Origin of the sequence: Candidatus Palauibacter sp. (genome assembly GCF_965237495.1) — a bacterium.
Taxonomy (GTDB): Bacteria; Gemmatimonadota; Gemmatimonadetes; order Palauibacterales; family Palauibacteraceae; genus Palauibacter.
Genome location: NZ_OZ250143.1, coordinates 2,980,565 through 3,005,109 on the forward strand (window position 1 = coordinate 2,980,565; position 24,545 = coordinate 3,005,109).

19 protein-coding genes are annotated in these 24,545 nt (G+C 69.1%); 8 read left to right on the forward strand and 11 right to left on the reverse strand.

The genetic code is table 11. The features are described from left to right. Nucleotides 1-15: 15 nt before the first annotated feature. On the reverse strand, nt 16-1,413 hold the full coding sequence (locus tag ACPXY0_RS13015) for a CapA family protein (protein WP_423925216.1): 1,398 nt from the start codon (nt 1,411-1,413) through the stop codon (nt 16-18). A 354-nt stretch (nt 1,414-1,767) separates the two neighbouring features. Between ACPXY0_RS13015 and ACPXY0_RS13020 the strand changes: the two genes are divergently transcribed. Together ACPXY0_RS13020 and ACPXY0_RS13025 are read left to right on the forward strand one after the other, a co-directional pair. Next, the gene (locus ACPXY0_RS13020; RefSeq protein WP_423925218.1) at nt 1,768-2,097 is read left to right on the forward strand and encodes a helix-turn-helix domain-containing protein; all 330 of its coding nucleotides are present in this window, start codon (nt 1,768-1,770) and stop codon (nt 2,095-2,097) included. Continuing rightward, complete coding sequence (locus tag ACPXY0_RS13025) at nt 2,094-3,419, forward strand: type II toxin-antitoxin system HipA family toxin (protein WP_423925220.1); 1,326 nt, start codon at nt 2,094-2,096, stop codon at nt 3,417-3,419. Before ACPXY0_RS13020 ends, ACPXY0_RS13025 begins: the two co-directional genes overlap by 4 nt. On the opposite strand, the gene ACPXY0_RS13030 is transcribed toward ACPXY0_RS13025, so the two are convergent. The 5 genes from ACPXY0_RS13030 to ACPXY0_RS13050 all read right to left on the reverse strand — a co-directional run bounded on the left by ACPXY0_RS13030 (nt 3,414) and on the right by ACPXY0_RS13050 (nt 10,714). Further along, the gene (locus ACPXY0_RS13030) at nt 3,414-5,546 is read right to left on the reverse strand and encodes a CehA/McbA family metallohydrolase (RefSeq protein WP_423925222.1); all 2,133 of its coding nucleotides are present in this window, start codon (nt 5,544-5,546) and stop codon (nt 3,414-3,416) included. The two genes, ACPXY0_RS13025 and ACPXY0_RS13030, sit on opposite strands and share 6 nt — an antisense overlap. Continuing rightward, complete coding sequence (locus tag ACPXY0_RS13035; protein WP_423925224.1) at nt 5,543-7,213, reverse strand: amidohydrolase; 1,671 nt, start codon at nt 7,211-7,213, stop codon at nt 5,543-5,545. The genes ACPXY0_RS13030 and ACPXY0_RS13035 overlap by 4 nt, the downstream gene beginning before the upstream one ends. Next, a complete protein-coding gene (locus tag ACPXY0_RS13040) occupies nt 7,213-8,898 on the reverse strand; it encodes an N-acyl-D-amino-acid deacylase family protein (protein WP_423925226.1) in 1,686 nt (561 codons plus the stop codon). The genes ACPXY0_RS13035 and ACPXY0_RS13040 overlap by 1 nt, the downstream gene beginning before the upstream one ends. A gap of 207 nt (nt 8,899-9,105) precedes the next feature. Then, nucleotides 9,106-10,428: an IS1182 family transposase gene (locus ACPXY0_RS13045; protein ID WP_423925228.1), complete on the reverse strand. Its 1,323-nt coding sequence runs from the start codon at nt 10,426-10,428 to the stop codon at nt 9,106-9,108. Nucleotides 10,429-10,567: 139 nt separating this feature from the next. Then, on the reverse strand, nt 10,568-10,714 hold the full coding sequence (locus ACPXY0_RS13050) for a hypothetical protein (RefSeq protein WP_423925230.1): 147 nt from the start codon (nt 10,712-10,714) through the stop codon (nt 10,568-10,570). Between the two features lie 121 nt (nt 10,715-10,835). Here ACPXY0_RS13050 and ACPXY0_RS13055 point away from each other — a divergent pair, with 121 nt between their 5' ends. The 6 genes from ACPXY0_RS13055 to ACPXY0_RS13080 all read left to right on the forward strand — a co-directional run bounded on the left by ACPXY0_RS13055 (nt 10,836) and on the right by ACPXY0_RS13080 (nt 18,220). After that, complete coding sequence (locus ACPXY0_RS13055) at nt 10,836-12,170, forward strand: Fic family protein (protein WP_423925232.1); 1,335 nt, start codon at nt 10,836-10,838, stop codon at nt 12,168-12,170. Nucleotides 12,171-12,237: 67 nt separating this feature from the next. After that, nucleotides 12,238-14,811, forward strand: coding sequence for a CehA/McbA family metallohydrolase (locus ACPXY0_RS13060; protein ID WP_423925234.1), 2,574 nt, complete (start codon nt 12,238-12,240; stop codon nt 14,809-14,811). Further along, the gene (locus ACPXY0_RS13065; RefSeq protein ID WP_423925236.1) at nt 14,801-15,475 is read left to right on the forward strand and encodes a PH domain-containing protein; all 675 of its coding nucleotides are present in this window, start codon (nt 14,801-14,803) and stop codon (nt 15,473-15,475) included. The genes ACPXY0_RS13060 and ACPXY0_RS13065 overlap by 11 nt, the downstream gene beginning before the upstream one ends. After that, on the forward strand, nt 15,472-16,044 hold the full coding sequence (locus ACPXY0_RS13070; protein WP_423925238.1) for a PH domain-containing protein: 573 nt from the start codon (nt 15,472-15,474) through the stop codon (nt 16,042-16,044). Before ACPXY0_RS13065 ends, ACPXY0_RS13070 begins: the two co-directional genes overlap by 4 nt. A gap of 17 nt (nt 16,045-16,061) precedes the next feature. Continuing rightward, complete coding sequence (locus ACPXY0_RS13075) at nt 16,062-17,087, forward strand: PH domain-containing protein (RefSeq protein ID WP_423925240.1); 1,026 nt, start codon at nt 16,062-16,064, stop codon at nt 17,085-17,087. A gap of 236 nt (nt 17,088-17,323) precedes the next feature. Next, complete coding sequence (locus ACPXY0_RS13080) at nt 17,324-18,220, forward strand: hypothetical protein (protein ID WP_423925242.1); 897 nt, start codon at nt 17,324-17,326, stop codon at nt 18,218-18,220. An 88-nt stretch (nt 18,221-18,308) separates the two neighbouring features. Here the strand turns inward: ACPXY0_RS13080 and ACPXY0_RS13085 are convergent, their stop codons facing one another. Genes ACPXY0_RS13085 through ACPXY0_RS13105 form a run of 5 tightly spaced genes read right to left on the reverse strand, consistent with a single transcriptional unit; the run spans nt 18,309 to nt 24,541 of the window. Further along, nucleotides 18,309-19,094 (reverse strand): enoyl-CoA hydratase-related protein, encoded by a 786-nt coding sequence (locus ACPXY0_RS13085; RefSeq protein WP_423925244.1) that lies wholly within the window; start codon nt 19,092-19,094, stop codon nt 18,309-18,311. Nucleotides 19,095-19,096: 2 nt separating this feature from the next. Next, complete coding sequence (locus ACPXY0_RS13090) at nt 19,097-19,972, reverse strand: deoxyribonuclease IV (RefSeq protein WP_423925246.1); 876 nt, start codon at nt 19,970-19,972, stop codon at nt 19,097-19,099. Next, nucleotides 19,969-20,688, reverse strand: coding sequence for an SDR family oxidoreductase (locus tag ACPXY0_RS13095; RefSeq protein WP_423925248.1), 720 nt, complete (start codon nt 20,686-20,688; stop codon nt 19,969-19,971). Before ACPXY0_RS13095 ends, ACPXY0_RS13090 begins: the two co-directional genes overlap by 4 nt. Next, a complete protein-coding gene (locus ACPXY0_RS13100; RefSeq protein ID WP_423925250.1) occupies nt 20,688-23,363 on the reverse strand; it encodes a DUF5916 domain-containing protein in 2,676 nt (891 codons plus the stop codon). The genes ACPXY0_RS13095 and ACPXY0_RS13100 overlap by 1 nt, the downstream gene beginning before the upstream one ends. Next, the gene (locus ACPXY0_RS13105) at nt 23,363-24,541 is read right to left on the reverse strand and encodes an acetamidase/formamidase family protein (RefSeq protein ID WP_423925252.1); all 1,179 of its coding nucleotides are present in this window, start codon (nt 24,539-24,541) and stop codon (nt 23,363-23,365) included. The genes ACPXY0_RS13100 and ACPXY0_RS13105 overlap by 1 nt, the downstream gene beginning before the upstream one ends. Nucleotides 24,542-24,545: the final 4 nt, after the last annotated feature.

Genomic DNA, 24,545 nt, shown 5'->3' on the forward strand with positions numbered 1-24,545 from the left:
CCGGCTCTTCGGAAGCTACCGTCGCCACACCCCGACGCCGTCCTCGTAGCGGATCTCGGTGCCGTAGGGGCGTGACAGCTCGGCGAGGTGCTCGATGATCTTGCGGCCCAGTTCCTCCGGCGCGATGCGCGGGGTGCCTCGCCGGCCCCGGGGCGCCTTCCATTCGAGTTCGATCGGGTAGAACACGATCTCGACCACCTCGTCGCCCTCGAAGGTCGCGACCGGGACCACGCTCTCGTACCACTCGGCCCCTGTGGGGAAACCCGTCGTGGGGTTCCCGTCCTCGTCCACCTGGAAGCGCGCGTCGTAGACCTCCGACGAGAGCCGGTCGAGAGGGATCCCCAAGCGGTCGCGCTGGTCCGACGGCATGGGGTCGATGGTCTCGTTCTGGAAGATGAAGTTGGCGAGCGAGTAGAAGATCGGGCGGCCCTTGTAGATCTCGACCCCGCGGAGTTGGTGCGGCCCGTGGATGATGAAGGTGTTCGCGCCCGCGTCGATCGTCTGCCGGGCGAACTCCTCCATCCACGGCGGCGCCGTCACGAAGGCGTTGCCGGGCTCGTGCGAGTGGCTGTTGACGATGACGTAGTCGGCCTGGTCGGTGGCGTTGCGTACCTCGTGGAGGACGCGCTCACGGTCCACGTCGTTCAGAAGCACCACCGAGCGATCCTGGTCGCCCGGGAACACGGTGGAGCCGAACACGCGCACCGGCGCGTCCTGGTCATCCGACACGTTCGCGCCCTGCCTGCGGGCCACGTCCCGCAGCGCGGCCATGGTCTCCGGCGATCCCTCGTAGCGGGTACTCAGCCGCAGCGGGTTCAGCCCCGGCCTTCCCTGCACGGTGGGCCCCGTCCGGCCCGCGCGCGACATCGGCGTGTGGGTGGACGCCATCCCGATCAGCGCGATCCGCCCCTTCGCCGTCTCCAGATACCCGGGACGGCTGGCCCAGCCCAGGTTCTCGCCCGTTCCCGAATGGATGAGTCCCCACTCGTCCATCAGCCGGTTGGTGAGCCGCATGCCCTCGACGCCGTAGTCCGTCGTGTGGTTGTTGGCGCGGTTGAAGAGATTGAACCCCATGTCGACGAGGTCCTTCAGCGTCTCGGGCGAGCCCACCTCGTAGTTGCCGCCGTTCTCGGCGGCGGGCCAGCCGGTGAACTCCTGCAGCCGGAAGACCGACTGCTCGAGGTTCAGGAAGGCCGCATCGGTCGCGCGGATGATATCGGCGAGTTCGTGGAAGCCCGGGTCGCCGGAGTGATCGAGCGGCGCCGTCCGACGGTTCATGATCACGTCCCCCACCGCGGCCAGCGTCCAGCGCGAGTCGGAGTCGATGGGCGAACGAGTCTGCGCCTGCGCCTCGCTCCACACGGTCGGCGCGAGGACGGCGAGACAGAGTGCGAGGAGAGCGGGGCGGCGCATGGGGTCCTCCTTCTGACGGGCTGGGTCATCCTTGCCTTTCGCCAAGGTATGCCGACGACCGGGACAGGCGCATGGCGGCTCCTTGAGCGCCGCGGCGGACGCGTCCCACCATGGTGGTGGCGCGCCACTCTTCGACTCGGGTGTCTCCGGTTCAGTGTGTGAGGACATGCGACCACCTGCCTACATATTGTCAACACGCCGGTTAAGGCGCGCAACTGCCTGAAACCGTAATTTAGCGCCATATGTGGCGGTCTGGACATGACCCTCTCTCGTACCTACGTTCGCCTTCGTTCGGGCAGGTTCCGCAGGGTCGCGCGGGCCCAACTGCGAGGAACTGGACGGGAGAACCGGGACATGGGAACGATCGTCCCCACGAGCCGGACGCCGGACGTGTTGCGGGAACTGGGCGCACGGCTGAAGACGCTGAGACTACGACAGAACCTCCGCGTGAAGGATCTCGCCGCCCGCGCCGGGGTGGGTGCGCGCACCATCGACCGGGTGGAGGCCGGGCATAGCGTGGGCACCGACACGCTGGTGCGGGTCATGCGCGGTCTGGGCCGGCTCCAGGCGTTCGAGGCCTTGATCCCTCCTCCCGAACCTTCTCCCTATGAGATCGAGCAGCTGAGAGGCAAGCCGCGCCAACGCGCGTCGAGACGGACCCCGCCCCCGGAGCGGCTGTCGTGAACGGATACACGACGGTCCGCGTGCGGCTGTGGGGACGCGACGTGGGTCTTCTCCTCGAGTCGGAGGGCGGGCGGATCACGTTCGAGTACGACCGCGGGTTCCGGGACTCGGGACTTGAGATCTCGCCGATCCACCTGCCGCTGGCGCGTCCCGGACCGGTTTCCTTCCCGGAACTCGCCCGCAAGCCCGCCTTCCTCGGACTGCCCGGCGTGTTCGCCGACGCGCTGCCGGACCGGTTCGGCCACGCCGTGATCCGCCGCTATTTCGCGTCCCGGGGGCGCCCCCGGGACGCGCTGTCGCCTCTCCAGCGGCTGCTCTACATGGGGGATCGCGCGATGGGTGCCCTGGAGTTCCGCCCCCCGCACGACCCCGGCCCGGGGACGGAAGAACCCCTCGAGGTGCGAGCGCTCGTCGAGCAGGCGCGGCGCGTCATCGAGGGCGATGTCTCTGTTGCGGTGCCGGAGATGATGGAGGTGGGAGGAAGCGCGGGGGGCACCCGACCCAAGGCGCTGATTCTCCGGGATCGCGCGACGCGACGTGTGCGCTCGGGGTTCGCCCGCCCAAGGCCCGGGGAGGAGTTGTGGCTCATCAAGTTCGATGGCGCCAGCCGCGACGCGTCCGGGCTGGGCATGCGCGCTGGCCGCCGCGCCGGTCCGTGGGGCCGCATCGAATTCGCGTATTCCCATCTGGCGCGGGATGCCGGCATCGATATGGCGGAGACCCACCTGCTCCAGGACGGCGATCTGGCTCACTTCATGACGCGACGCTTCGACCGCGCCCCCGCTCCCGCCGCGGATGTGGGCGGAGGTACGGTCTTCGAGCGACTCCACCTGCACAGCCTCGGCGGCCTGCAGCATATCGACTTCAACGACCAGTTCGTGTTCAGCTACGAGGGCTGGTTCGACACGATCCGCGCCCTCGGGCTGGGCCAGCCGTCGGTGAACGAGGCGTTTCGGCGCATGGTGTTCAGCGTGGCGACCGTCAACTTCGACGACCACGTCAAGAACTTCGCCTTTCTGATGGATCGCGGAGGCCGCTGGCGTCTCGCCCCCGCCTACGACGTGACCTACGCGGAGAACGAGGCGTGGACGCGGCAGCACCAGCTCTCGGTGAACGGCCGCTTCCGCGACGTCACGCGGGCGGATCTGTTGCGGGTGGGACGAACGTTCGATGTGCCCGCGGCGGGGAGACGTATCATCGAGCAGGTGCTGGAGGCGCTGGGCGGCTGGCCCGCGCACGCCGAAGCGGCGGGCGTCCCGGAGGGCATGGCGGCGTTCCTCGAAGACCGCTTCGAGCGGGAGATCGGCGTCAGCCGCTCATGACGACGTGGCGGTCGTTGCGGCGCGGGCACGGTCGAGGAGTGCCTGGTAGCGGGCGTCCGCCTCCCGCACGCGCGGCTCGAGGCGGAGGCGCTGCTGCTCCCACTCCTCCTCGAGGATCCGGGTCGTCTCCCAGTACTCGAGATCGCCCGCGGGCTGGATCGGCTCCGTGAGCAGCTCCTGCAGCTTGGCCCGGTGACGGGCGACGAGGTCCGGCACCGCACCCAGCTTCCACCACGGCTCGTCCTCGACGACGACGAACACCGGGGCGCTGTGGGCGACGGTCATGTCGCGCTCGCCGTCGCGGTCGCCGAACGCGCGGACGGCGACCCACAGGCTCTCGCCGGCCTCGATCCGGGTCTCGAGTCGTATGCGGTCGCTGCCAGCCGCGGCTTCCGTCGCGACGACCTCCCCGTGGACGATGAGTTCCAGCCGGTTCAGGCGATCGATGTCGGGATTGAGGGACGCCTCGGCGACGATCTCGAGGCTCTCCCCGCGCTCGACGCGAAGCTCTGAACCCATCTCCCGGCCGTTCACGCGGAACTCCAGGAACGGTCCGTTGCTCACGTACGTGTGGCCGCGGCGGTAGGCGTTGTACCACTCGTTCGGAGCGAACGGCCCATCGAGCTTGACGTATGTGCGTTCGACGCCCGGGAGCGTGGGTCCGAAGTACGGATAATCCGCGCCGGCGATGGGGCGGACGTTGAAGCCCAGATTCAGGAAGCTGTACCAGATGTCGTCGTACAGACGTCCGCCCTGAAGGACCTCGATGAAGTCGACGAGGTCGAACGGCACGTCCAGCGCCAGCCCCCGTTCCCCGTTGAACAGCTGGCCCATGTGCGCGTAGCCGGAGATCCCGCCCTGGGCGTGGGATTCCTCGAACACCCGGTGATAGAGGAAGTAGGACTCCGGATCCTGGCGGATGGGACGCTGCAGGTTGTGATGGATCGTGTGTCCGCGCTGCACGGTACGCGGGTCCTCCTGCCCGGATACGAGCGCGTGGCCTTCGCGCACGTACTGTCCCGCCTCCCCCCAGGCCGGCTGCTTGAAGTGGGTGACGGCGATATTCCCCATCTCCAGCAGGTTCGCGACGTGGATGTCCTCGGCGGCGATCTGCGCCCACACGGCGTCATCCTCCGTATGGTCGCGCGCGATGTGTACGTGGGAGTCGCCGGAATACCAGCCCGCCGCGGGCAGGTCCGCATAGCGCTCGAGGGAGACGGTCAGATCGGTCGTCTCATCCGCGCGGACCTCGACGGTACGCTGGTATCCGCGGTATTCGGGGCCTCGCGTCGCGACGAACTCGTAGCTCCCGACCGGCAGCCGGGCCTCGTAGTCCTCGTCCACGTAGAAGGCGAGGCGGTGTTCCGACGGCCACCAGGTGCGCGGGTTCACCCACAGGAGCCGCACCTCGTCGACGAACCGGTGCACGAGGACGGAGCGCTCGGAGGGAAGCGGGGCACGGCCAGTCGCGTCGTAGAGGCCGAGCCGGGCGGGGACCGCGCGCCCCGTGGCACCGTCCTCCACCGACAGGCGAAGCGTGCCGTAGCCGGCCGGGACGGGGGTGGCGTGGCTGCGCTCGACTTCGATGTTGCACAGAGCGATCCCCTCCGAGCCGCCGATCGCGAGGTCGGTGCCGCGGATCCCGTGCGCGGCGAAGCGGGCGCGGTCGAGCGTCACCCTGGCGGTGGCGAGCGTCGGGCCGGACTCGGGCTCGACAGGCTCCGACTCGCCGATGCCGTCGCCGCCGTTGTCGTTGAACCCGACGCTGAACGTCCCGGTGAGTTCCGGCGCGTAGGTGATCAGGAGGTCGACCGGCTCATCGATGTCGAACGCGAACGCGTCCTCGATGTCCAGCGCGAAGAGGGGGCCGACAACGCAGGTCCGGCCGCCGATGTCGCGCGTCTGGAAGGGGTTCCCGCGACCGTACATGAGCAGTTCCGAGCGGGCGACGCCGAGCGTGCGGGCGATGTTCTCGCGCGGCCACTCGAGTTCGACGACGTAGCGGGCCTCGCTGCCGTGCGCCGCCGCGCGCGATCGTTCGGGGACAGGTCCGGCGGCACCGGCCGCCAGGAGGCCGACCGCCGCCAGCGCGGAGAGCAGCCCCGCGCGACGGGCGCGGGCGCTCAACGTTCGTACACGATCCGGCCGCTCACGACGGTGAGATCGACCTCCATCGACTCCAGACATGGGTCCTCGCATTCCAGCACGTGGTCCGCCGTCACCACGAGATCGGCGGCCATCGCCACCTCGAGGGTCCCCTTCTCCGCCTCCTCGAAGGTCAGGTACGCGTACCCGTGCGTCGCAGCGCGCAGTGCCTCTTCGCGGGTGATGGCCTGGGACTCGTCCAGGATGCCGGCGCTGATCGTGCCGCGCGTGGTGAAGTGGTGCAGCATCCACCACGGGTCCCAGGGGACGACGGGCGAGTCGGTCCCCAGCGAGACCGGGATCCCGGCGTCGAGGTAGGCGCGCACCGGCGTGGTCCAGGCGGCGCGTTCCTCCCCCCAATACTTCACGAGGCTCGGCGCCGCGACGTAGAGGTGGTTCTGCGCCGTCACGGAGAGCCCGAGCGCCCGCATGCGCGGGAAGTGGTCCTCGCGCGGGATGAACCCGTGCTCGATGACCCAGCGCAGGCCGTCGATCGGAGCGTCGGCGTTCGCGGCCTCGTAGCCGTCGAGGACGAGATCGATGGCGGCGTCCCCCACCGCGTGCGTCGCGACCCGCCACCCCTGCCGGTGGAGTTCGCGGACGGTCTCGACGTAGCGGTCGGTCGGGACGGTCTGGAGGCCGCGGAAGGTGCCCCCTTCGCCCCACGGCTCCTCGTACGGCTCGCGCATGAGGCCGCCCTCGAAGCCGCCGTCCACGCCGAGCTTCACGCCGCCGACGCGGAGCCACGCGTCGCCCTCGTCCATGGCGGGCCACGTCGCGAGCGCATCCTCCAGCGGCTGGGCGTCGGCGCCGCGCGGGGCGCGGAGGACGTAGTTCACCCGCAGCGTGAGCCGGCCCTGGTCCCGGAGCCGTTCGATGGCCCGGTACTGGCCGGGCGGGCCGCCCGGGTAACGGATGCTGGTCAGACCCCGGACGTTGAGCGCGGCGTACTCTTCGGCCAGCGCGTCGAGAACGGCCTCCGGGTCGGGCGGCGCGGCTTCCGGCAGCGTCACGAGATCCTTGGCGCGGTCGACGAGTTCGCCGTTCAGCCGCCCATCCGGGTAGCGACCGATCCGGCCGCCCGGCACCTCCGGCGTCGACTCGTCGATCCCCCAGCGGGCGAGCGCGGCGCTGTTCAGCACGTACTCGTGGCCGCCGCGGACGACGACGACCGGCTGTTCGGCCGCGCGGTCCAGATCGTCGCGGTACGGCAACCGGTGCTCCGCGAGTTGCCCCTCGTGCCAGTCCCAATTCGTGAGGATCAGCTCCCCGGGGCCCGTTTCCAGCGCGAAGGCGGCGATCGCGTCGATCACATCCGCGAGCGACCGGGCCCCCGTGAGGTCGACGCCGGGACCGCCCCCGATGCCGTGATAGTGGTTGTCGGTGAGCCCCGGGATCACCGTACGGCCGCCGAGATCGACGACGCGCGTGTCCGGTCCCGCGAGCGCGCGGATCTCCTCCGAGGTCCCCGCCGCGAGCACGCGACCGTCGCCGACCGCCAGCGCCTCCACGACGCCCGGCGATCCCATCGTCAGGATCTCCCCGTCGACGAGGACGAGATCCGCCATCTCGCCCGGGGGCGCGGCGCAGGCCGCGAGGTACAGCGCCGCCAGCGCGGCGGCGGGCCGCAAAGGCCTCATCTTCGTCATCACGGGGTCCCTCCCGTCTCCCGGCGCAGGAGCCTGCCCGGCCGCGCCTCCGTCAGTGCGCCGTCATCGATCACAGGCACGCCATTCACGAACACGAAATCCATCCCCTCGGCATAGCGCATCGGATCCCCGAACCGGGCCACGTCCCGCACCTCATCCGGGTCGAACAGGATGAGGTCCGCCGCCATCCCCGGCGCGATGAGGCCCCGATCCGCCAGTCCCAACCGACGGGCGGCGAGCGAGGTCATGCGCCGGACCGCGTCCTCGAGGCTGAGGATCCCGTCCTCTCTCACGTACTTGGCGATGACCCGCGGGAAGGCCCCGAACGCGCGCGGATGCGAACTCGCCGTCGTGGCCGGGTTCACCGGCGAGGCGTCCGTATCGATCATCACGAACTCGGCCCGGAGCGCCTGCCACTTCTGTTCCTCGTTCATGCTCTGCGGGTTCACGCTGACGCCTCCGGCCTGCACGAGATCGAAGAACGCGTCCCACGCGCCGGTCCCCAGGACCTCCGCCGCCTCGCCGATGGAGAGGTTGATCACGCGCGCATCCACCTCGTCCGGGGCGGAGACGATGAGGACGTTGTCCCACTCCATCCCCACGTGCCGATACCAGTTCTCCCAGTCCGATGTCGTCTCGACCTCGCGCCGCAGTTCCGCTCGCACCGCGGGGTCGGAGAGCGTCTCCAGGAACGGGGCCGTCCCCTCCGCGTAATGCCGCGGATGGAGGAACGAGCCGAGGCCGATCCCGTTGCGGATGTAGGGATAGATGTCCGCTGTCACATCGATCCCGGCCACGCGCGCCGAGTCGATGAGGGCGAGCGCCTCCGCCATCAGCGGCCAGTTCTCCCGCCCCGCCGCCTTGAGGTGGTAGATGTGGACCGGCGTGCCGGCGCGGACGCCGATCTCGATCGCCTCCCGGATCGCCTCCAGAACGGAGTGCGATTCGTTGCGCATGTGGGTGAAGTAGGTGCCGCCATACTCGCCGGCGACGCGCGTGAGTTCGACGAGTTCCTCCGTCGTCGCGTACACGGCGGGGGGGTAGATGAGCGATGTCGAGGCCCCGACGGCGCCGTCCTCCATCGCCTCCCGGACGAGAGCCTTCATCTCCTCGAGTTGCTCGGGCGTCGGCTGCACGTCCCCGTCGCCGAGGACGACGCTCCGCACCTGCGTGAGCCCGACATCGTGGACCACGTTGATGGGGATCCCGATGCGTTCGAGGTGCACGAAGTACTCCGAGTAGCGCCGCCAGCGCAGTTCCTCGCCGTCGACGATCGGACCCCGGGGCTGCGTCTCGTCGCTCTGGGGCGCCGCCGACCCGCCCTCGCCGGAGAGGTAGGTCGTGATCCCCTGCCGCAGCTTGCTCTCGGCGCTCGGAGGATCGGTGACGAGGACGAGGCTCGACTGGCCCATCATGTCGATGAAGCCGGGGCTGACCACGCGGTCGGCCGCATCGATGGTCCGCGCCGCCGCGTGGCCCGCCAGGTTCCCGACCGCCGCGATCCGGTCGCCCCGGAGGCCGACGTCGCCGCGCACCCAGGGCTTGCCGGCCCCGTCCACGATGCGCGCCCCGGTGATCAGCACGTCGAACGCCTCAGCGGGCGTCGGTCCCTTCCCCATCCCGCACCCCAGGAGGCCGACTCCCAGGATACCGACTCCCAGCAACGCGTGTACGGGGAAGCGCAACGGACAGCCGTCTCTAGGAGCCTGCGCCGCAGGAGCGCGGCGGAAGCCATCGGATGCCGCCCGCGGGGTCTCGCGAGCCGAAGTGTCGGTCGTTTTCCGGACGGGAACGCGTTGTAGGCGGGGAGACGGCCCGGCGGGCGGCGTTCGGGCGGGGCCGCGGACCTCTTTTTGTGCCCCGGGGGACGCTTGACACGGATTTTCGGCCCCTCACGCTGCCTGAAGGACGTGGAGGCGCCTCATGTTGAGCGCCAGGCACACGAGGTCCCACTCGCCGCGCACCTTCTCCAAGCCCCGGAGGCTGAACCTCCGGAACCCCATCGCCTCCTTGACCCAGCCCATGGGCGCCTCCGCGATCCACTTGCGCTTGGCGTACACCGCCCGGCCCTCCGGAGCCGCCAGCTTCTTCGCCATGCGCGCCCTCGCCGGCTGCTTCTCCGGGTCGGGCTTGCCGGCCCCCTTGCCCTCCCGGCCCAGCGCTACGTAGCCGTCGATCCCCCGCGCCTCCAGAGCCGCCAGATCCTCCTCGTTACAGTAGCCCGCGTCGGCCAGCACCTGGCCGGGCGTCTCCCCGCACCGCCCGGACACCTCGTCCACCCGTTCCACCAACTGCCCCTGGTCGCTCGCGTTGTCCGTCACCGCCGTCCCCACCACCAGTTGGCTCTCCCCGTCCACCACCGCCTGCGCGTTGTAGCACTGCTGGTAGCCTTCCGTGCTCGTCCGCATGATCCGGCTCTCCGGATCCGTGAAGTTCGTCTGATCCTTCGCCTCCGGCTCCCCGTACGCATGCTTGTACGGCGGCCCCCCCTTCGGGTTGCGGTCCCACTCCGGCTTCCGGCCCCGCGCGTCGTCCCGCTCCCGGGCCTCCGCCTCCAGGCGAGCCTTCGCCGCCCGGATCGCCGCCAGACGGTCCTCCCGGCGCTTCAACTCCTCGGGCAACTCGTCGCCCCGAACGTCCTCCCCGTGGCGCTCGTCCTCCTCCGCGTCGATCGCCTCGGCCGCCGCCAGAAGATCCGCGATCTCCGCCTCCAGGCGGGCCTCTTCCGGCCCCATCCGCCCATAGCTCATCGCCTTCCGCTTGCTCGCGTTCGCGCGAACCTTCGTCCCGTCCACCGCCACCCGGCCCAGCCCCGCCAGCCCCAGTTCCCGCGCCAGGCGCACCACCTCCGCGAACAACGCCCCGAACGCCTTCAGGTTCTTCTTCCGGAACTCGCACAACGTCCGGTGCGCCGGAAAGTTCCCCGCCGCCAGCATCCTGAGCGCCACGTCCTCCTCCAGACGCCGCGCCAGCTTCCGGGACGAGAACACCCCCGTCGCGTACCCGTACACCAACACCTTCACCATCATCCGAGGATCGTACGGGCTCCGCCGCCGCCCATCCCCTTCGTACCGCGCGTAGAACGGCGACAGGTCCGCCGCGTCCACCAGATCGCTCACATGATGCGCCAAGTGCCCCGCCGGTACCCACTCCCGAAGATCCTGCGGCAGCAGCAGCTGCTGGTCCGGATCGTACGGCCGGAACCTCGTCCTCATCCTCTCCGGATCGTACGGTAGGGACATCGTCCCCATCGCCACCTCCCCGCGCCGAACGTGAACCGGTCACAGCCCGGCATCACCATAACCATCCGGCACGCGCCGCACCATCGGCTTCTACGGCGCAGGCTCCTAGCGTTCACCGCCGCCCCGCATCGCGGAGTGCCTTCCAGCTCACACCGTCCAGCCTGCTTCCCTTGCGGAGAGCAATCAGCTCCTCGATCGCACGGTCGATTTCGCCGTCAGATCCCTTTCTCGCGGTGACGACGTCATGCTTTGCTTTCATCGGCCAATCCAGTGATGGGCGAGTTTCGAGTCTCACCAAGGATCGACCGGCCGTTGTCTGGCGGCAACCGCAGCTCCGGCCACTGTTCCGGGGACCAGATGCGGACGCGACCCGTCCCGGGGTGGTTGACGTCACGTTGACGGTCGAGCGTAAGCTGTTGAAACGGCCGGTGGGGGCGTCGCGGCTCGGCTCGGAAACGGCCCCATGGTCTTGCGCGCGCGCCGTTTTTGTGACACAAATGCGAGACTATGGCGCACAAATCGATCTTCGAGACATGTATGGCACAGAAGCCTCGTCGCGTGCCACAAGCGCCACGATGTGGCGCACTTCCGGGGTAGACGTGCTCCCCGTTCGATACGTGGAGGGCGCGTTTCCCCCCGAGGATCGGCTGGACTGGCCGAAGCTCATCCCCATGATTGGCCCCGCCTCCGCCGCCCTGGCCCGCTACGACGAGCTGCTTGCGACGATCCCGGGGCCCGATGTATTGCTGGCCCCGCTGACTACGCAGGAAGCAGTTCTCTCGTCGCGGATCGAGGGAACCCGTGCCACCATGGGCGACGTCCTCGGATTCGAGGCGGGAGAACGGACGATCTCGCCCGACCGGGAGGCGGACGTTCGGGAGATACTGAACTATCGGGCCGCGATGGCCGGCGCCATCGCGGATCTGGCGGATCTTCCTCTCTGCCAACGGGTCGTTCTGAGAGCGCACCGCGTCCTACTCTCAGGCGTCCGCGGGACCGGCAAGTCCCCCGGGGCCTATCGCCGGGTTCCGAACTGGATCGGGCCGCCCGGGTCTTCCCCGGAAAACGCTACCTATGTGCCGATAGGCGCCGACAAGCTACCAACGGCGATGGCGGCTTGGGAGCGATACATCCACGCCACCGTTCCGGACCGTCTCGTTCAGCTTGCCATCCTGCATGCCGAGTTCGAGGCGCTGCATCCGTTCCTCGATGGCAACGGTCGGCTCGGGCGGATGCTGGTCCCGCTGTTTCTTTGGCAACGTGGTCTCATCCGACAACCTGTCTTCTACATCAGCGCGTACCTCGAGGAGCGGAGGGACCAATACTACGAGAGTCTGCTCGGGGTCTCCCGCGAAGATGACTGGACCGGCTGGTGCCGGTTCTTCCTCGATGCCGTGAAGACGCAGGCGGAGGACAACCGCAGCAAAGCTGAGGCGATCTTCAAACTCTTTGAAGAAACGACCCGCTGGTTTTCCTCCGTAACCCGCTCACGAGCGGCCATCGACGCGCTCCGCTGGTTGTTCGCGAACCCCTTCTTTTCGAGTTCGGATTTCGCGCGCATGACCGGTTCATCCAGGCGAACGGCCTTGCGGTGGATCGCGATGTTACACGAGAGGGAAATCCTGAGAGAGATTGGGACGGGCGTCGGCCGCCGACCGCGGATCTTGGTGTTCCCGGCTCTGCTCAAGATCGTCGAGGGCCGAGAGTTGTGCTGAGCGGAAGGTAGAGCGCGCGGACACCGGTCTCGAGAATCGCGTATTTCTTGTCGTTCCGGAGGATGAAATGGATCGAACCGTACGAATCGCGGGCTACCTGCTGCTCATCTCAGGTCTCTCGAGCCCCTCTAGCCTCTCGGGGCAGGACGCGGATCGGTATCCCGCCCCGTTTCCCGGCGGCTATCCGACGATGAGCGGGATAGGCGGGTCCGGCAAGATGTACATGGAGAGCTACTTCCCGCCCCCGGTCACGGCATCTCCCACGTATCCGGCGTGGTCGCCTGATGGCGGCTCGATAGCCTTCGCCTACCAGGGGCGGATCTGGGCGGTCCCGGCCGACGGAGGCGTGGCCCGGCAGTTGACGTCCGGGGCCGGCTACCACTCGCAGCCGAGTTGGTCCCCCGACGGCCGCCACCTCGCTTACGCCGCTGACATCAGCCTGAACCTCGACGTCTTCCTGCTCGACCTCGAGAGCGGCGAATCCCGAAGGTTGACGGAAGATCCCGCTCTCGACATGCGACCGCGGTTCTCTCCCGATGGGTCCAGGATCCTGTTCACGACCGGACGGGACGGGACGTTCGACCTCTGGGCGTACGACCTCGAGGCGGGAGACGCGACGCCCGTCATCGCCCACCCGACGGCGAACGACATCGCCGGCGACTGGATCGGCGACACCGGCGACATCGTCTTCGTCTCCAAGCGCGGGGAGGCGGCGCTGGGATCGGGTTCCCTGTGGCGCTGGAGCGCGGCCACCGGCGAGGCGGAGCTTCTCATCCGGATCGAGACCAACTACCAGGCGTCGCCCGTCGTGGCTCCGCACGGCGGTTCGGTCGCCTACGTGACCGACGCTTCCGGGAACAACGACATCTACCAGGTGCCGACGTACCGGGCGGGCGCGTCCCAGGATCGCTCCAGCCCGGGGATCCAGCAGGTGCGGATCACCCATACGCGCACGGACGAATACTTCCCCTCGTGGTCGCCGGACGGGGAGCGCCTTGTCTACTCCCGGAACGGCGGCGTCGCGGGGGAGGAGCGGACGACCGACGGCGGCATGGGGTTCGGGCTCTACACGACGGGCCGCGGCGGCGGTGAGCCCGTCCCCGTGCGGATCGAGGACTACGCGTGGTCGGAGCGGATGGGCCGCGTCCAGGTGCGCGTGAGCGGCGCGAACGGGCGGCGGCTCCCCTCCCGCATCTACCTCCAGGCGTCGGACGGGCGCAGCTACTTCCCCGACGGGAGCTTCCCGCGCGTCCTCAGCGGGCCCGAGGACTACTACTTCCACACCGACGGCAGCTTCTCCGTCACGCTCCCGGTCGGCGAGGCGGAACTGGAGGTGTGGCGCGGCTTCGAGTACGAGCCGGTCACGCGGACGGTCGAGGTGCGCGCCGGCGAGTGGACCAACGTCGACGTCCGGCTCGAGCGCTGGATCGACATGGCCGCGGACGGCTGGTATTCGGGCGACAATCACATTCACCCGAACTACGGCGGCCACTATTTCGTCACCCCGCTGGACCTCGGAAACAAGGCCCTGGCCGAAGACCTGAACGTGGCGAACGGGATGATCGCCAACTACTGGGCGAACAGCCGGGTGGAGGACCTGGAGCACTTCCTCGGCCACCCGCACCCGCACCCGGACCCGCGCACGATCGTCTACTACAACGAGGAGTACCGGCCGAACTTCTTCGCGCACATGTCGCTGCTCAATCTCGTGCAGCTCATCACGCCCTTCTACATCGGCTACGAGGGGACGGCCTACCGCGAACTGTATCCCGACAACGCGGCGGTGCTGCGGCGCGTGCACGAGCAGGGCGGTATCGGCGGCTACGTCCACCCGTTCGGGCTCAGCCACCGCGGGCCGGACCCGGCGCCCGGCGGGGCGCGCGAACTTCCCGTTGACGCGATCCTCGGGCTGGCCGACTTCGTGGATGTCGCCTGCATCTGGAGCGATGAACTGGGGACGGCCGCGATCTGGTATCGTCTCCTCAACACCGGGTCCCGGATCCCGGCCACGGCGGGGACGGACGTGATGAGCGACATGTGGCGACACCCGGCCGTGGGAACGACGCGCTCCTACGTCCATACGGGCGAGGCGGAACTCGACTACGACGAGTGGGCCGACGCGATGGCGGCGGGCCACGCCTTCGTGACGAGCGGACCCATCCTCACGCTCGACGTGGACGGAATGGGGATGGGGGAGGAACTTGCGGTCTCACGGGGCGAGAGCGTGACGGTCGCGGTGACGGCACGCTCGCTGTTTGCGATGGAGCGCCTCGACATCATCCGAAACGGCGAGATCATCCACACCGTGGAGGCGACGGGTGACGGCAAGTCCATCGAGGCGGAGATCGACGTGCGCATGGGCGGCAGCGGATGGATCGCGGCCCGCGTCCTCGGCCCCCCGCAGCACGGGGCGATGGACAGCTACCTGTTCGCGCACACGAACCCCGTGTTCGTGATCGCCGACGGGGAGCCGATCCGGTCGCAGGAGGACGCCGCGTTCTTCGTGCGCTGGATCGAGCGGACGCTCGAGGACCTCCACTCCATGGACCGATGGGACGACCCGGCCCACAAGGCCGAGGTCATCGCCACGTTCGAGGAGGGCATGCGCCTATACCAGGACCAGGCCGCCGGTGGCCGCTGAGAGCAGCGATCCGGCGTTGACGGAGGACTCGGCGTCGCTTCAACCCGACGCACCCGCCAGCTTCGCCAACGCCGAAGTGCCGCTCGATGCGCTTCCCGGCACCGCGACCGTCAACTGGATCCCGTTGAACCCCCGTTTCGCGAGGCGTCTCCAGGTCGGGGCCCTCATTCGAGCCGCCGTTTTCGTCGCCGGAGGCGGGGGGCTCCACGCGGCGGTACTCGTTCGCAATCCAGGCATCATCGCGGAGTCCCTGCCGTGGCTCCCAGCGTTCTTCTGGACCTTCCTGGGCGGGTTCTGTGTGTGGTCCGTCGTATGGCCGCTGATCGCGGTCCCGCGGCGGGGCTACGTCGCTCGCGAGAAGGACCTCCTCTACAAGTCGGGCGTCTTCTGGCGTTCTGTGAAGGCGTTCCCCTTTAACCGCGTGCAGCACACCAAGCTCGACAACACACCGCTGGACCGCCGGTTCGAGTTGGCGAGCCTGTCGGTCTTTCCGGCGGGGGGCGGCAGGGGTAACCGGGTCCGCGGTTTGGGACGGGAGACCGCCGAGCGGCTGCGCGTGTACATCTCGGATCGAATAGAGTCAGGGTCGGAACCGGCAGAGGAGTCCCGGCCCGTCGCGGATTCGGGCGCACACTCCGAAGCCACCGGGGGCGCCGGTCAGTGAATCCGCCGAATCCTGGCGACTGGCAGCGCTCGTCACCCTTCGCCATTCCATTCTTCGCCGGAAACCTCGTCCGGACCACGGCGCGAGTCCTGATTCAGGGAGCGCTGATCCCCCTGATCGCGCTCGCGCCCCTGCTGCGGGACAATCCGGGCAGCCTTGGCGTCTTGCTCCTCGTGTTTGCGGCGGTTCTCCTGCTGCCCCCCGTCGTGGGTGTGGTTCAGTGGGCCTGCTTCCGGTTCAGGATTGCCGAAGACAAGCTTCTCGTCCACAAGGGCGTCCTCAAGAAGACCGCGCTTGACCTGCCCTACGAGCGTGTGCAGGGCATCAACGTCAAGCGGTCCCCGGTCGACCGCCTGTTCGGACTGGTCACGGTCGCCCTGGATACTTCGGGCTCGATCCAGACCGAGGGCAAGCTGCCGTCGATCCGAACGGACGTAGCCCACCACCTGCAGCGCAGCGTGACAGCCCTTCGGCCCACACTCGAGGGCCCCGTCGCGAGCGAGGGGGCTCGGCGGCCCTGGGCACGGGCCTGTCAGTCGATGCGGCGCACCGGGGCCGCGTCCTGCTGAAGCTCGGTCCGGCCGACATGGTGCGTATCGGGCTCGCCAGCCGGAACTTCATCTTCGTGGCGGCGTTGGTTGGCTTGATTGGCGATCTGCTCCAGCCCGGTGACCTCATGGATCCTGTCCTGGAGGCGATCGAGTCCAGCGTCGACAGCGCCGCGAGTGCGTTCACCAGTCTTGGGGCACTCACCCAGGTGGGCCTCGCGGCCGCCCTGATCACCTCCATCGCGGGCGTAGCGCTCCTCCTCGTGGTTACGTCGGCGTTCCTGCGACACCACAACTTCACGCTCCGGCACGACGACGACAGGTTTCGATCGCACGCCGGCCTTCTCACGCAGCGCGAGGTCGTGGTCGAGGCCCCGAGAATCCAGCAGCTGACCCTGAGTCAGGGCCTCGTGCTGCGGTGGTTCCGACGGTACCGACTCCGCGCCCTCCCCGCCGCAGCCCTCCTCTCTCCCGAAGCGGGTCACACGGTCGGACTCGAGGTGCCGGACGTGCTGGACGTGCCGCTCCTGGGCGACCGGCTCGCCGAAGACATGCAGGCGCTGGTGTTCGCGCGGGAAGCGAGAGGGATTTCCATTCTTCCGCGCGGCAAGGGGTTCAATCGCGTATCGCCCTACTACATTCGCGCTCTCGCCCTGCGTTACTGCCTCCTCTGGGCCCCTGTCTTCGGGCTCATCCTGTTGGTCGTGTGGGCGGGGATGCCCGCCCGCGTCTCCACGGTCTTCTTCTGGTGGGCCGCATCGATCCCCGTTGCGGCGCTCGTCGCCTGGCAGCGGTGGCGGCGGCAGGGCTACGTGCACGATAGTGATGGACTGGCGAGCCGGAGCGGGTTCATCGGGAGCGAGGTGAAAGCGTTCCTCATGCGGAAGGCTCAGTCCGCGACCGTGAAGCAGTCCCCGCTGCAGCGCCGGAGGGACTTGGCCACGGTGCAGGTACAACTCGCGTGCGGGAACATCACGGTTCCGTACCTCGATCATCGCGCCGCGTGCGCGCTGCGCGATTACATCCTGTACAAGGTGGAGTCCTCACGCCGACGCTGGCACTGACGAGGCGGCGCGGGACGGCAGGTCTATCGAGGCGGAGATCGACGTGCGCATGGACGGCAGCGGCTGGATCGCGGCCCGCGTCCTCGGCCCACGCAGCACGGGGCCATGGACAGTTATCTGTTCGCACACACAAACCCGGTGTTCGTGATCGCCGACGGCGAGCCGATCCGCGAATCCCGTTGGTGCGGAGCGTCAGCATCCTGAGCCGTGATCGTTGTAGGGTAGTGGGAGGAAGAATGACCGCAGGAGCGATCTTGAGGGTGTTGGCGGCGGTCGCGTTGGCCGGGCTTCTCGCGCCGAACGCGTTACCGGCGCAGGAGCGGGAGACCGGGGAGCGGGAGTGGGCGCCGGGGCTGGTGCTGGACGAGGGGGGCGGCTGGCGCGTGCCGACCGCGGTCGAGGCGCTGCGGGCGCTACGCGGCGATTGGAGCCTGCTGGACGATCCGGACCCGGACAACTCGCCCGCCGTCGCGTTGCTCAGGGAGGAGCACGGTCCCCGCACGCAGGCGGAGCAGGAGGCGCTGGTGGACGCCCTCGTCGACCTTCTGCTGATCGACGCGGAGTACTCGTCCGACGAGTACCTGGTCCGATCCAAGGCCTACGCCACGCTGTCGACGGCGCAGCGCAACGCATCCTACCTAAGAGGCACGCCCTACCCGGAGGCGTTCGATGCGCTGGTGCGCGTGTACGAGACGCGCGCGGCCCGGGTGCTGGCCGGCGGCGGGGACGATCCGTTCCGCGAGGCTTATCGCACGGGCCCCGCGCGCGCCGCTTCCGGACTGCTGGGGGCCCTCATCCGTGTTTACTCCGCAGACCCCGAGGGGCGGGGCCGGGACTACTTGCGCGCCCTGTTCGAGGCGAGCGAGCCGCTTCCGGCCCCGGTGTGCCGCCGGGGCTCGGTCCCGTTGATCATGGGCCCGAATGGGGAGATCACGGCTAGCTCCAGGGAGCAGTACGAGGCGTGGCTCGCACTGCCGGAGTGCCCGAAACCGTACAACCCGTCGGTGTGGTGCGAGGCGGGGCGGCTCCTCATGTACGAGCCCGGAGCGACCCGCCCCCACAGGCCCGACGACATCGCCGATCCGCCCGCTCCCGAGGTGTTCGAGGAGCTCTGTTATCCCGCGATCATGTGAACGCCGGGTATCGGGACCGTGGCGATGTGGCGAGGATCAAGGGGAGGCACGCTACCGTCCAGGCGACGGAGCCCGGGAAGCGGCCCGGTCATCGACCCGTGAAGTTCGGTTCCCGTTTCTGGGTGAAGGCTCGGGGGCCTTCGGCGTGGTCCTCTGAGAGGAGCATGCGCTCGTAGGCCGGAAAGCGGCCTTCCCGAAGGACACGGAAGGCGTCGCGGACGGACATGCCCTCGATCCCCAGCACGACCTCCTTGATCGCGCGGAGTGAGAGCGGCGCGCTTCGCGCCAGATCGTCGGCGACTTCACGGGCCTTCGGCAGCACCTGGTCCGGGGCGACAACCCAGTTCACGAGCCCCCATTCGTGCGCCTCGGCGGCCTCCATGCGGCGGCCGGTGAGGAGCAGTTCCATCGCGACGTTCGGGGGGAGCTTGCGGGGCAGGCGTTGCACCGCCCCGGCGTCGGCCATGTTCCCGAGACGGGCCTCGGGGAACCAGAACTCGGCCTTCTCGCTGGCCACGACGAGGTCCGCAGCGAGCATCAGTTCACACCCGCCCCCCACCGCCAGGCCGTTCACCGCGGCGATCACGGGTTTCGTGAGGTCCCACAGTTCCGTGATCCCGCCGAAGCCGCCCGCGCCGTAGTCCATCCGCTCGTGTTCGCCCCCGGCCGCGGCCTTTAGGTCCCAGCCGGCCGAGAAGATGCGCTCGCCGCCCCCGGTGAGGATCGCCACCCAGAGATCGTCGTCGTCCCGAAAGTCGCAGAACACTTCCCCCATGCGGACGCTCGTCGCCACGTCGATCGCGTTCGCCGGCGGCCGGTCGAGGATTACCTCGAGGACGCGGCCTCGGCGTTCGGTCTTCACGGGGTCGGACATGTTCAGCGACTCCTTTCGCGGAAGCTGCGGAGGAGGGTCAGATTCCGGATGTCGGCGTCGGCGCCGTCGTCCCCCTTGGGGGTCTCGAGGATCTTGGGGACGTGACGCAGGCGAGGGTCGAGTATGAGCCGCCGGAACGGGGCCTCGCCGAGGGTTCCCTGCCCGATCTCCTCGTGCCGGTCCTTCCGCGAGGCGAAGGGGTGCTTCGAATCGTTCATGTGGATGAGGCCGAGCAGGTCCAGTCCCAGGACCGCGTCGAAGGCCTCCCACACCCCGTCGTAGTCGTCCACAAGATCGTAGCCGGCGGAGTACCCGTGGCAGGTGTCGAAGCAGATGCCCACGCGGTCGCGCTGGGAGACAGGGATCTGATCGATGATGCTGCGGAGGTTCTCGAAGCTCGCCCCGACGGTCGTCCCCGCGCCGGCCGTCAGCTCCAGGAGCACGCGCGTGGGGCCGTCGACGGCTTCGAGCGATTCGGTCACGCCGCGCGCGTTGCGCGAAAGTCCTTCCTCGATATCGCCGTCCGTGGCATTGCCGGGATGCGTGACCAGGAAATCGAGGTCCAGGGTCACGCAGCGCTGAAGTTCGCCCTGAAAGCAGCGTTGCGACATCCGCCACAACCTGCGGTCGGGAGACGAAAGGTTGATGAGATAGGAGTCGTGGGCTCCGGCGACCGCGATGCCGTGCTCGGCGCGCGCTTCGCTGAACTCCGCTTGGGTTTCGTCGTCGATCTTCGGCTCGGCCCAGCGGTTGGGCTGCTTCGTGAACAGCTGCAAGTTCGCGGCACCGATCTCCGCCGCCCGCCCGGGAGCGTTCTGCACCCCGCCCGCCGCCGAGACGTGGGCGCCGAGTTCGTCCCGGCGGGCGTCGGGGCTCACGCCTTACGCGGCGGTTGCGAAGGCCGGAGTTCGATGCGGCTCACATGGGCTTCCGGCGGATAGGAGAGGATCTGCATGACGGCCGCCGCGCAGTCGTCCACGTGCAGCCGCCAGGTCCGCTCCGGCACCTGCTCCCGGCCGTCGAAGTACGTGTCCACGCTCCCCGGCATCACGACGCTGACGCGCACGCCGTCGTGACGCACGTCGAGCATCATCGCCTCGGTGAGTCCGAGGAGCCCGTACTTGCTCGCGTTGTACCCGGTTCCTCTGTGAAACGGATGGCGGCTGGCCAGAGACGCGATGTTCACTATGAACCCGTCACCGCTCGCGACGAGGTGGGGGAGCACCGCCTTCGAGCAGTAGAAGACGCCGCCCAGGTTCACGTCGATCTGGAGCTGCCACTCCTCGACGGTCATCTCCGCCAGCGGCTTGAAGACGCCGAGGCCGGCGTTATTCACGAGGATGTCGAGCTGTCCGAAGTGGGCCACGGTCCGCTCGACCATGCCCGCGCAGGCCCCCGCGTCCGCCACGTCGCACGCGATCCCCAGCGCCCGGTCGCCGAGGTCGGCCGCGACCGCCTGAACCTCGGATTCGGTCCTCGCGCAGAGGGCGACGGACCCACCCGCCTCGAGCAGATGCTCCGCGATCGAGCGGCCGATCCCCTTCGTCCCGCCCGTCACCAGCGCGACCCGGTCTGTCAGATCGAGTACGGGCATCACAGAGGGAGCCAGTAGGCGATCTTGAGCAGGAAGACGTGCTGGCCACCCGTGCGCAGGCTGTCGACGAGACGGCCCGGATCGACGAGTTCGCCGGAGGTGCGCATGTCGGAGCGGTCCTGCTGCCACACCAGGAAGAGCGTGCTCCCCGGCTGCAGTTCCCAGCGCAGGACCACGTTGCTGCGGAGGGAAAGGACGTTGAAGTCACTGGCCGGGAGCGCGAACGCGCCGCCGCCCTCGGTCACGGTCCAGGAGCCGTCGGCGGCCCGGTCGATCGTCGACCCCCGCTCGCCGTACACGAGCAGGGCGCGGCTGCCGGGCGCGAGGAGTTCGCCGAGCCCGTAGCGCTGGCCGCTGGCCGCGAAGGGTTCGAAGTACGCCTCGAGCGTGAGGTCGGGCGTGAACGCGTAGCCGCCCCGGAACCGCACCGCGACGGTGCTGCGCTCAATGGCGGAGAAGACGTAACGCCGACCGAACGTCTCCAAGCGCCCTCCATCCAGCGTCGTGAGGTACTGCCGCGACTCGACTTCGCGCCGATAGGAGGGCTGGATCTCAAGCTGTAACGCCGGCCCCGGGCGCAGAGTGAGCGAGCCCCCCACGTCGTACGCCCAGCCCCCGACCTCGTCCTGCCCGTAGCCTCCGGTGAGACTGAAGCCCGTCCGGAACGAACGGTCGTTCGCGATCCTGAGGCCGCCGCGCCACCGCGCCAGCGTCTCCATGAGGGGGCCGCCGCGCGTGAGATGATCGCTCAGCGCGCGGGGCTGGTATTCGTAGTCGAGCGTCGTGCGCAGGTAGTTGTGCCAGGTAGCCGTGGCCTCGGCCCCCAGAATCGTCTCGGTGCGGACGCGGTTGAAGTTCCAGGCGCTCGAAGACGTGAGGCCGAGCTGCCAGGACCGCGCGAAGGCGGTCGGCAGCGTCTCGCGAAGCGCGACATCCGCCTCGGCCGTGAGCCGGTCCGCGTTGAACATCTGGCCCACATCGTTGATCTCGAAGCCCGGCGATATGGCCTCGCCCCGCACGCGCCACAGCCAGCGCCGGCCGCCGGTCTTCTCCATCGCGAGCGCGGCGGTGTAGCCGGAGAGGGACGTGCGCGACGGATCGAGTCGAGCGGTCTGCGCGTCCGGGCGCTGGAAGAAGCGGGCGCTGGAGCGCTGCACCCTGAGGATCGCCGCCGGGTCGCCGCTGATGCTCGAAAAGCCTGCGTGGCCGGTGAGCTCGTACTCGCCGCCGCCGAACCGCAGGTTCCAGTCTCCACCCCCCGAGAACGCGCGCCAGACGAGCAGTTCCGAGAGCCCGGGCTGGGCCTCGCGGCTGAGCGCCGTCCCCGTCAGCCCGACCGTCGAGCCGCTCTCGCCGAGCTCCTGCTCGAGCCGGGCCACGGCGAACGCGCTCAGCGGCTCGACCGGCACGAGCGCCTCACCCGGGACCGGCGCCGCGCCGGGGAGCGGTCCCTCGCCTGCGGAGAAATCGAACGTCCGGGCCTCTTCCCGCCCCGTGACGGCGAACAGCGCGCCCACCGCGGTCCCGCCGGGCATCCGTCCCGTCACCTTCGCGGCCCCGAGGATCGTCGTCTGGTCCGGCATCTCGACGCTGTCGGCCCGCACCCGCCCGTGTGGCGGGGCGCCGATCCGGCGCGAGTAGAAGTAGCGCGGGCCCAGCCCCTCCATGAGCTGCCGGCCCTCGGTGAAGAACGGCCGCCGCTCCTCGAAGACTTCCTCGAAGGCGGTCAGGTTCACGACGGCGGGATCGGCCTCGACCTGTCCGAAGTCGGGGTTCACGGCCGCGTCGAGCGTCAAGCTCGAACCCAGACCGAGCTTGAGGTCGGCCCCCACGCGCGCCTCGCTGTGCGTAACCAGCCCGCTCGAAGGACCTCCCGTCGGCGTGCGCATGTCTCCGGCGATGTAGGGCAGGAACTCCGGCCCCCGGCGCCCGCGCAGCCCCTGGAGCCCGGTGAGATCACCCAGCCTCGAGGCCCAGCCCGGCTCGCTCCGCACCACCAGTTCCCACAGGAGGTTCTCCTGAATGTCGGGCATGTAGCGGTTGATGTTGACGCCCCACGCCGGCTCGTCACCGTTGAAGCGAAGTTGGGAGAACGGCATCCGCATCTCGGCCGTCCACCCGAGGGAGTCCCTCTGCACCCGGGCAGACCACACCGGATCCCACGTGTAGTCGCGGTTGGAGACGTCGTCCTCCGGGTGATACCAGTCGGTTCGGGTGCCCGCCGCGTTCACTCCGAAGGAGACCGCGGTGCGCCGGTTCAGGTAGGGATCGAGCGACACCAGGAGCCGCTCGGAACCGGTGTTCTGGTCGCGCCGCGTGCGGTAGGCCTGGAGGCTCTCGGGGTCGTCGGTGTACATGCGCCCGCCGATCCAGAGCGCATCGTCGTCAAAGACGAACGCGACCTCGGTCCGCCGGGTGGCCGGCCGGCCCTCGTCCGGTTCCCGCTGCCAGAAGGTGGTCGCGAACTCTGCCTCTGCCCAGACCGCGTCGTCCAGACGGCCGTCCAGGCGCAGCGTCCCGCCCGCATCGCGGATGGCCCTGAGCTCCTGCCGGTCGTCGACGCCCGCTCCCTGCCCCTCAAGGCTGCCCGGAGACTCGACCGCCGTCACGAGGGCAGCGGCGAGAGCCGCCGCGCGGAGTCCGCGCGTAGAGCTTCGCTTCCCAATGGATCTCATCAGGGAATAATGAAGATGTCCTTCGGGATGAACCCGGTCACGACCTGCGTGAGGTCGACGACCTCGCTCACCCGAAAGTCCACGGCGATGCTGGCGAGGGAAAGCGCCTTGTCGGGGGTCAACCCCTTCTCCTCGACGAGGAACTCCACGACGAGGCGCGTCGCCTCGCGCGCGGCGCGGTCGAGGTCGAGATCGATGCCCATGATCAGGTAGTGCGTCGCGGTCTCCGCGCGGGGGGCGGGAATCGTCTTCCCCTTGTGGACGACGAAGCGAAACACGCCGCTCAGCGACTGCTCGATCGCGGTGCCGCTCACTTCACCATCGCCCTGCGCCCCGTGCGGATCACCGGTGTAGAAGAGGGCGCCCGGCTGGAAGACGGGGAGATAGACGGTCGTCCCCGCCGTGAGGTCCTTCACGTCGAGGTTGCCGCCGAAGGCGCCCGGCGGGCGGGATCCCTGGACGCCGGGCACCGTCACCCCCGGCTCGCCCACGACGGGGTCGGGAGCCACGGCGAGGATCCCCATGAACGGCGCCAGCGGCACCTGAATGTCGGGGGAGAAGAAGGCGACCTCCCGGCCCTCCACCTCCCCGGTCCGGATCAGGTGTCGGCCGGACGGGATATCCAGCGGCTCGTCGCCGGGGCCCGCGCCGGGATAGCTCGGCGAGAAGACACCGCCCCGGCCGCTGGTGGAGTTCACGCCCCACGGCACCCGCGTCTCGATGTCGAGGATCCTGATCTCCAGCATGTCGCCGGGCTCGGCCCCCTCGATATGGATCGGGCCGGTGATCACATGTCCGCTTCGGCCCTCGCGGGGACGACCTTCGCGCGAGGCCCAGAAGTCGATGACGTCGTCGAGGATCTCTTCCCGCGGCACCCCGAGTCCGGTGAGAAAGTCGATGGGGTCTTCGTTCTGCGTAGCTCCGACGTGGGTGAGCGTGTGGATCCGGACGGTCTCCCCGGACGCGATCCGGAGCACGGGCTCCTTGTCGAGCGGATACCAGCCCCAGTTGAGCGTCGCCGGCCGTGACGGGAGCAAATGGTCCGCTTCCAGTCCCTGGCCCCCAGCCATGTCCGAGCCCGCGGAGACCGGATCCTCGTCCGGCGGCGCCCCGCATCCCGGCGCCAGCGCCATGAGCGCCAAACAACCCGCGATCGTCCGGTTCATCCGACTCGACATTGGA

What these genes read in the sequence shown, in the direction of transcription:
- ACPXY0_RS13035 (WP_423925224.1), bottom strand. Translation starts at nt 7,213, where the DNA reads ATGACGAAGATGAGGCCTTTGCGGCCCGCCGCCGCGCTGGCGGCGCTG.
- ACPXY0_RS13085 (WP_423925244.1), bottom strand. Translation starts at nt 19,094, where the DNA reads ATGTCCGACCCCGTGAAGACCGAACGCCGAGGCCGCGTCCTCGAGGTA.
- ACPXY0_RS13105 (WP_423925252.1), bottom strand. Translation starts at nt 24,541, where the DNA reads ATGTCGAGTCGGATGAACCGGACGATCGCGGGTTGTTTGGCGCTCATG.
- ACPXY0_RS13095 (WP_423925248.1), bottom strand. Translation starts at nt 20,688, where the DNA reads ATGCCCGTACTCGATCTGACAGACCGGGTCGCGCTGGTGACGGGCGGG.
- ACPXY0_RS13020 (WP_423925218.1), top strand. Translation starts at nt 1,768, where the DNA reads ATGGGAACGATCGTCCCCACGAGCCGGACGCCGGACGTGTTGCGGGAA.
- ACPXY0_RS13060 (WP_423925234.1), top strand. Translation starts at nt 12,238, where the DNA reads ATGGATCGAACCGTACGAATCGCGGGCTACCTGCTGCTCATCTCAGGT.
- ACPXY0_RS13045 (WP_423925228.1), bottom strand. Translation starts at nt 10,428, where the DNA reads ATGAGGACGAGGTTCCGGCCGTACGATCCGGACCAGCAGCTGCTGCTG.
- ACPXY0_RS13080 (WP_423925242.1), top strand. Translation starts at nt 17,324, where the DNA reads ATGACCGCAGGAGCGATCTTGAGGGTGTTGGCGGCGGTCGCGTTGGCC.
- ACPXY0_RS13100 (WP_423925250.1), bottom strand. Translation starts at nt 23,363, where the DNA reads ATGAGATCCATTGGGAAGCGAAGCTCTACGCGCGGACTCCGCGCGGCG.
- ACPXY0_RS13075 (WP_423925240.1), top strand. Translation starts at nt 16,062, where the DNA reads ATGGTGCGTATCGGGCTCGCCAGCCGGAACTTCATCTTCGTGGCGGCG.
- ACPXY0_RS13050 (WP_423925230.1), bottom strand. Translation starts at nt 10,714, where the DNA reads ATGAAAGCAAAGCATGACGTCGTCACCGCGAGAAAGGGATCTGACGGC.
- ACPXY0_RS13015 (WP_423925216.1), bottom strand. Translation starts at nt 1,413, where the DNA reads ATGCGCCGCCCCGCTCTCCTCGCACTCTGTCTCGCCGTCCTCGCGCCG.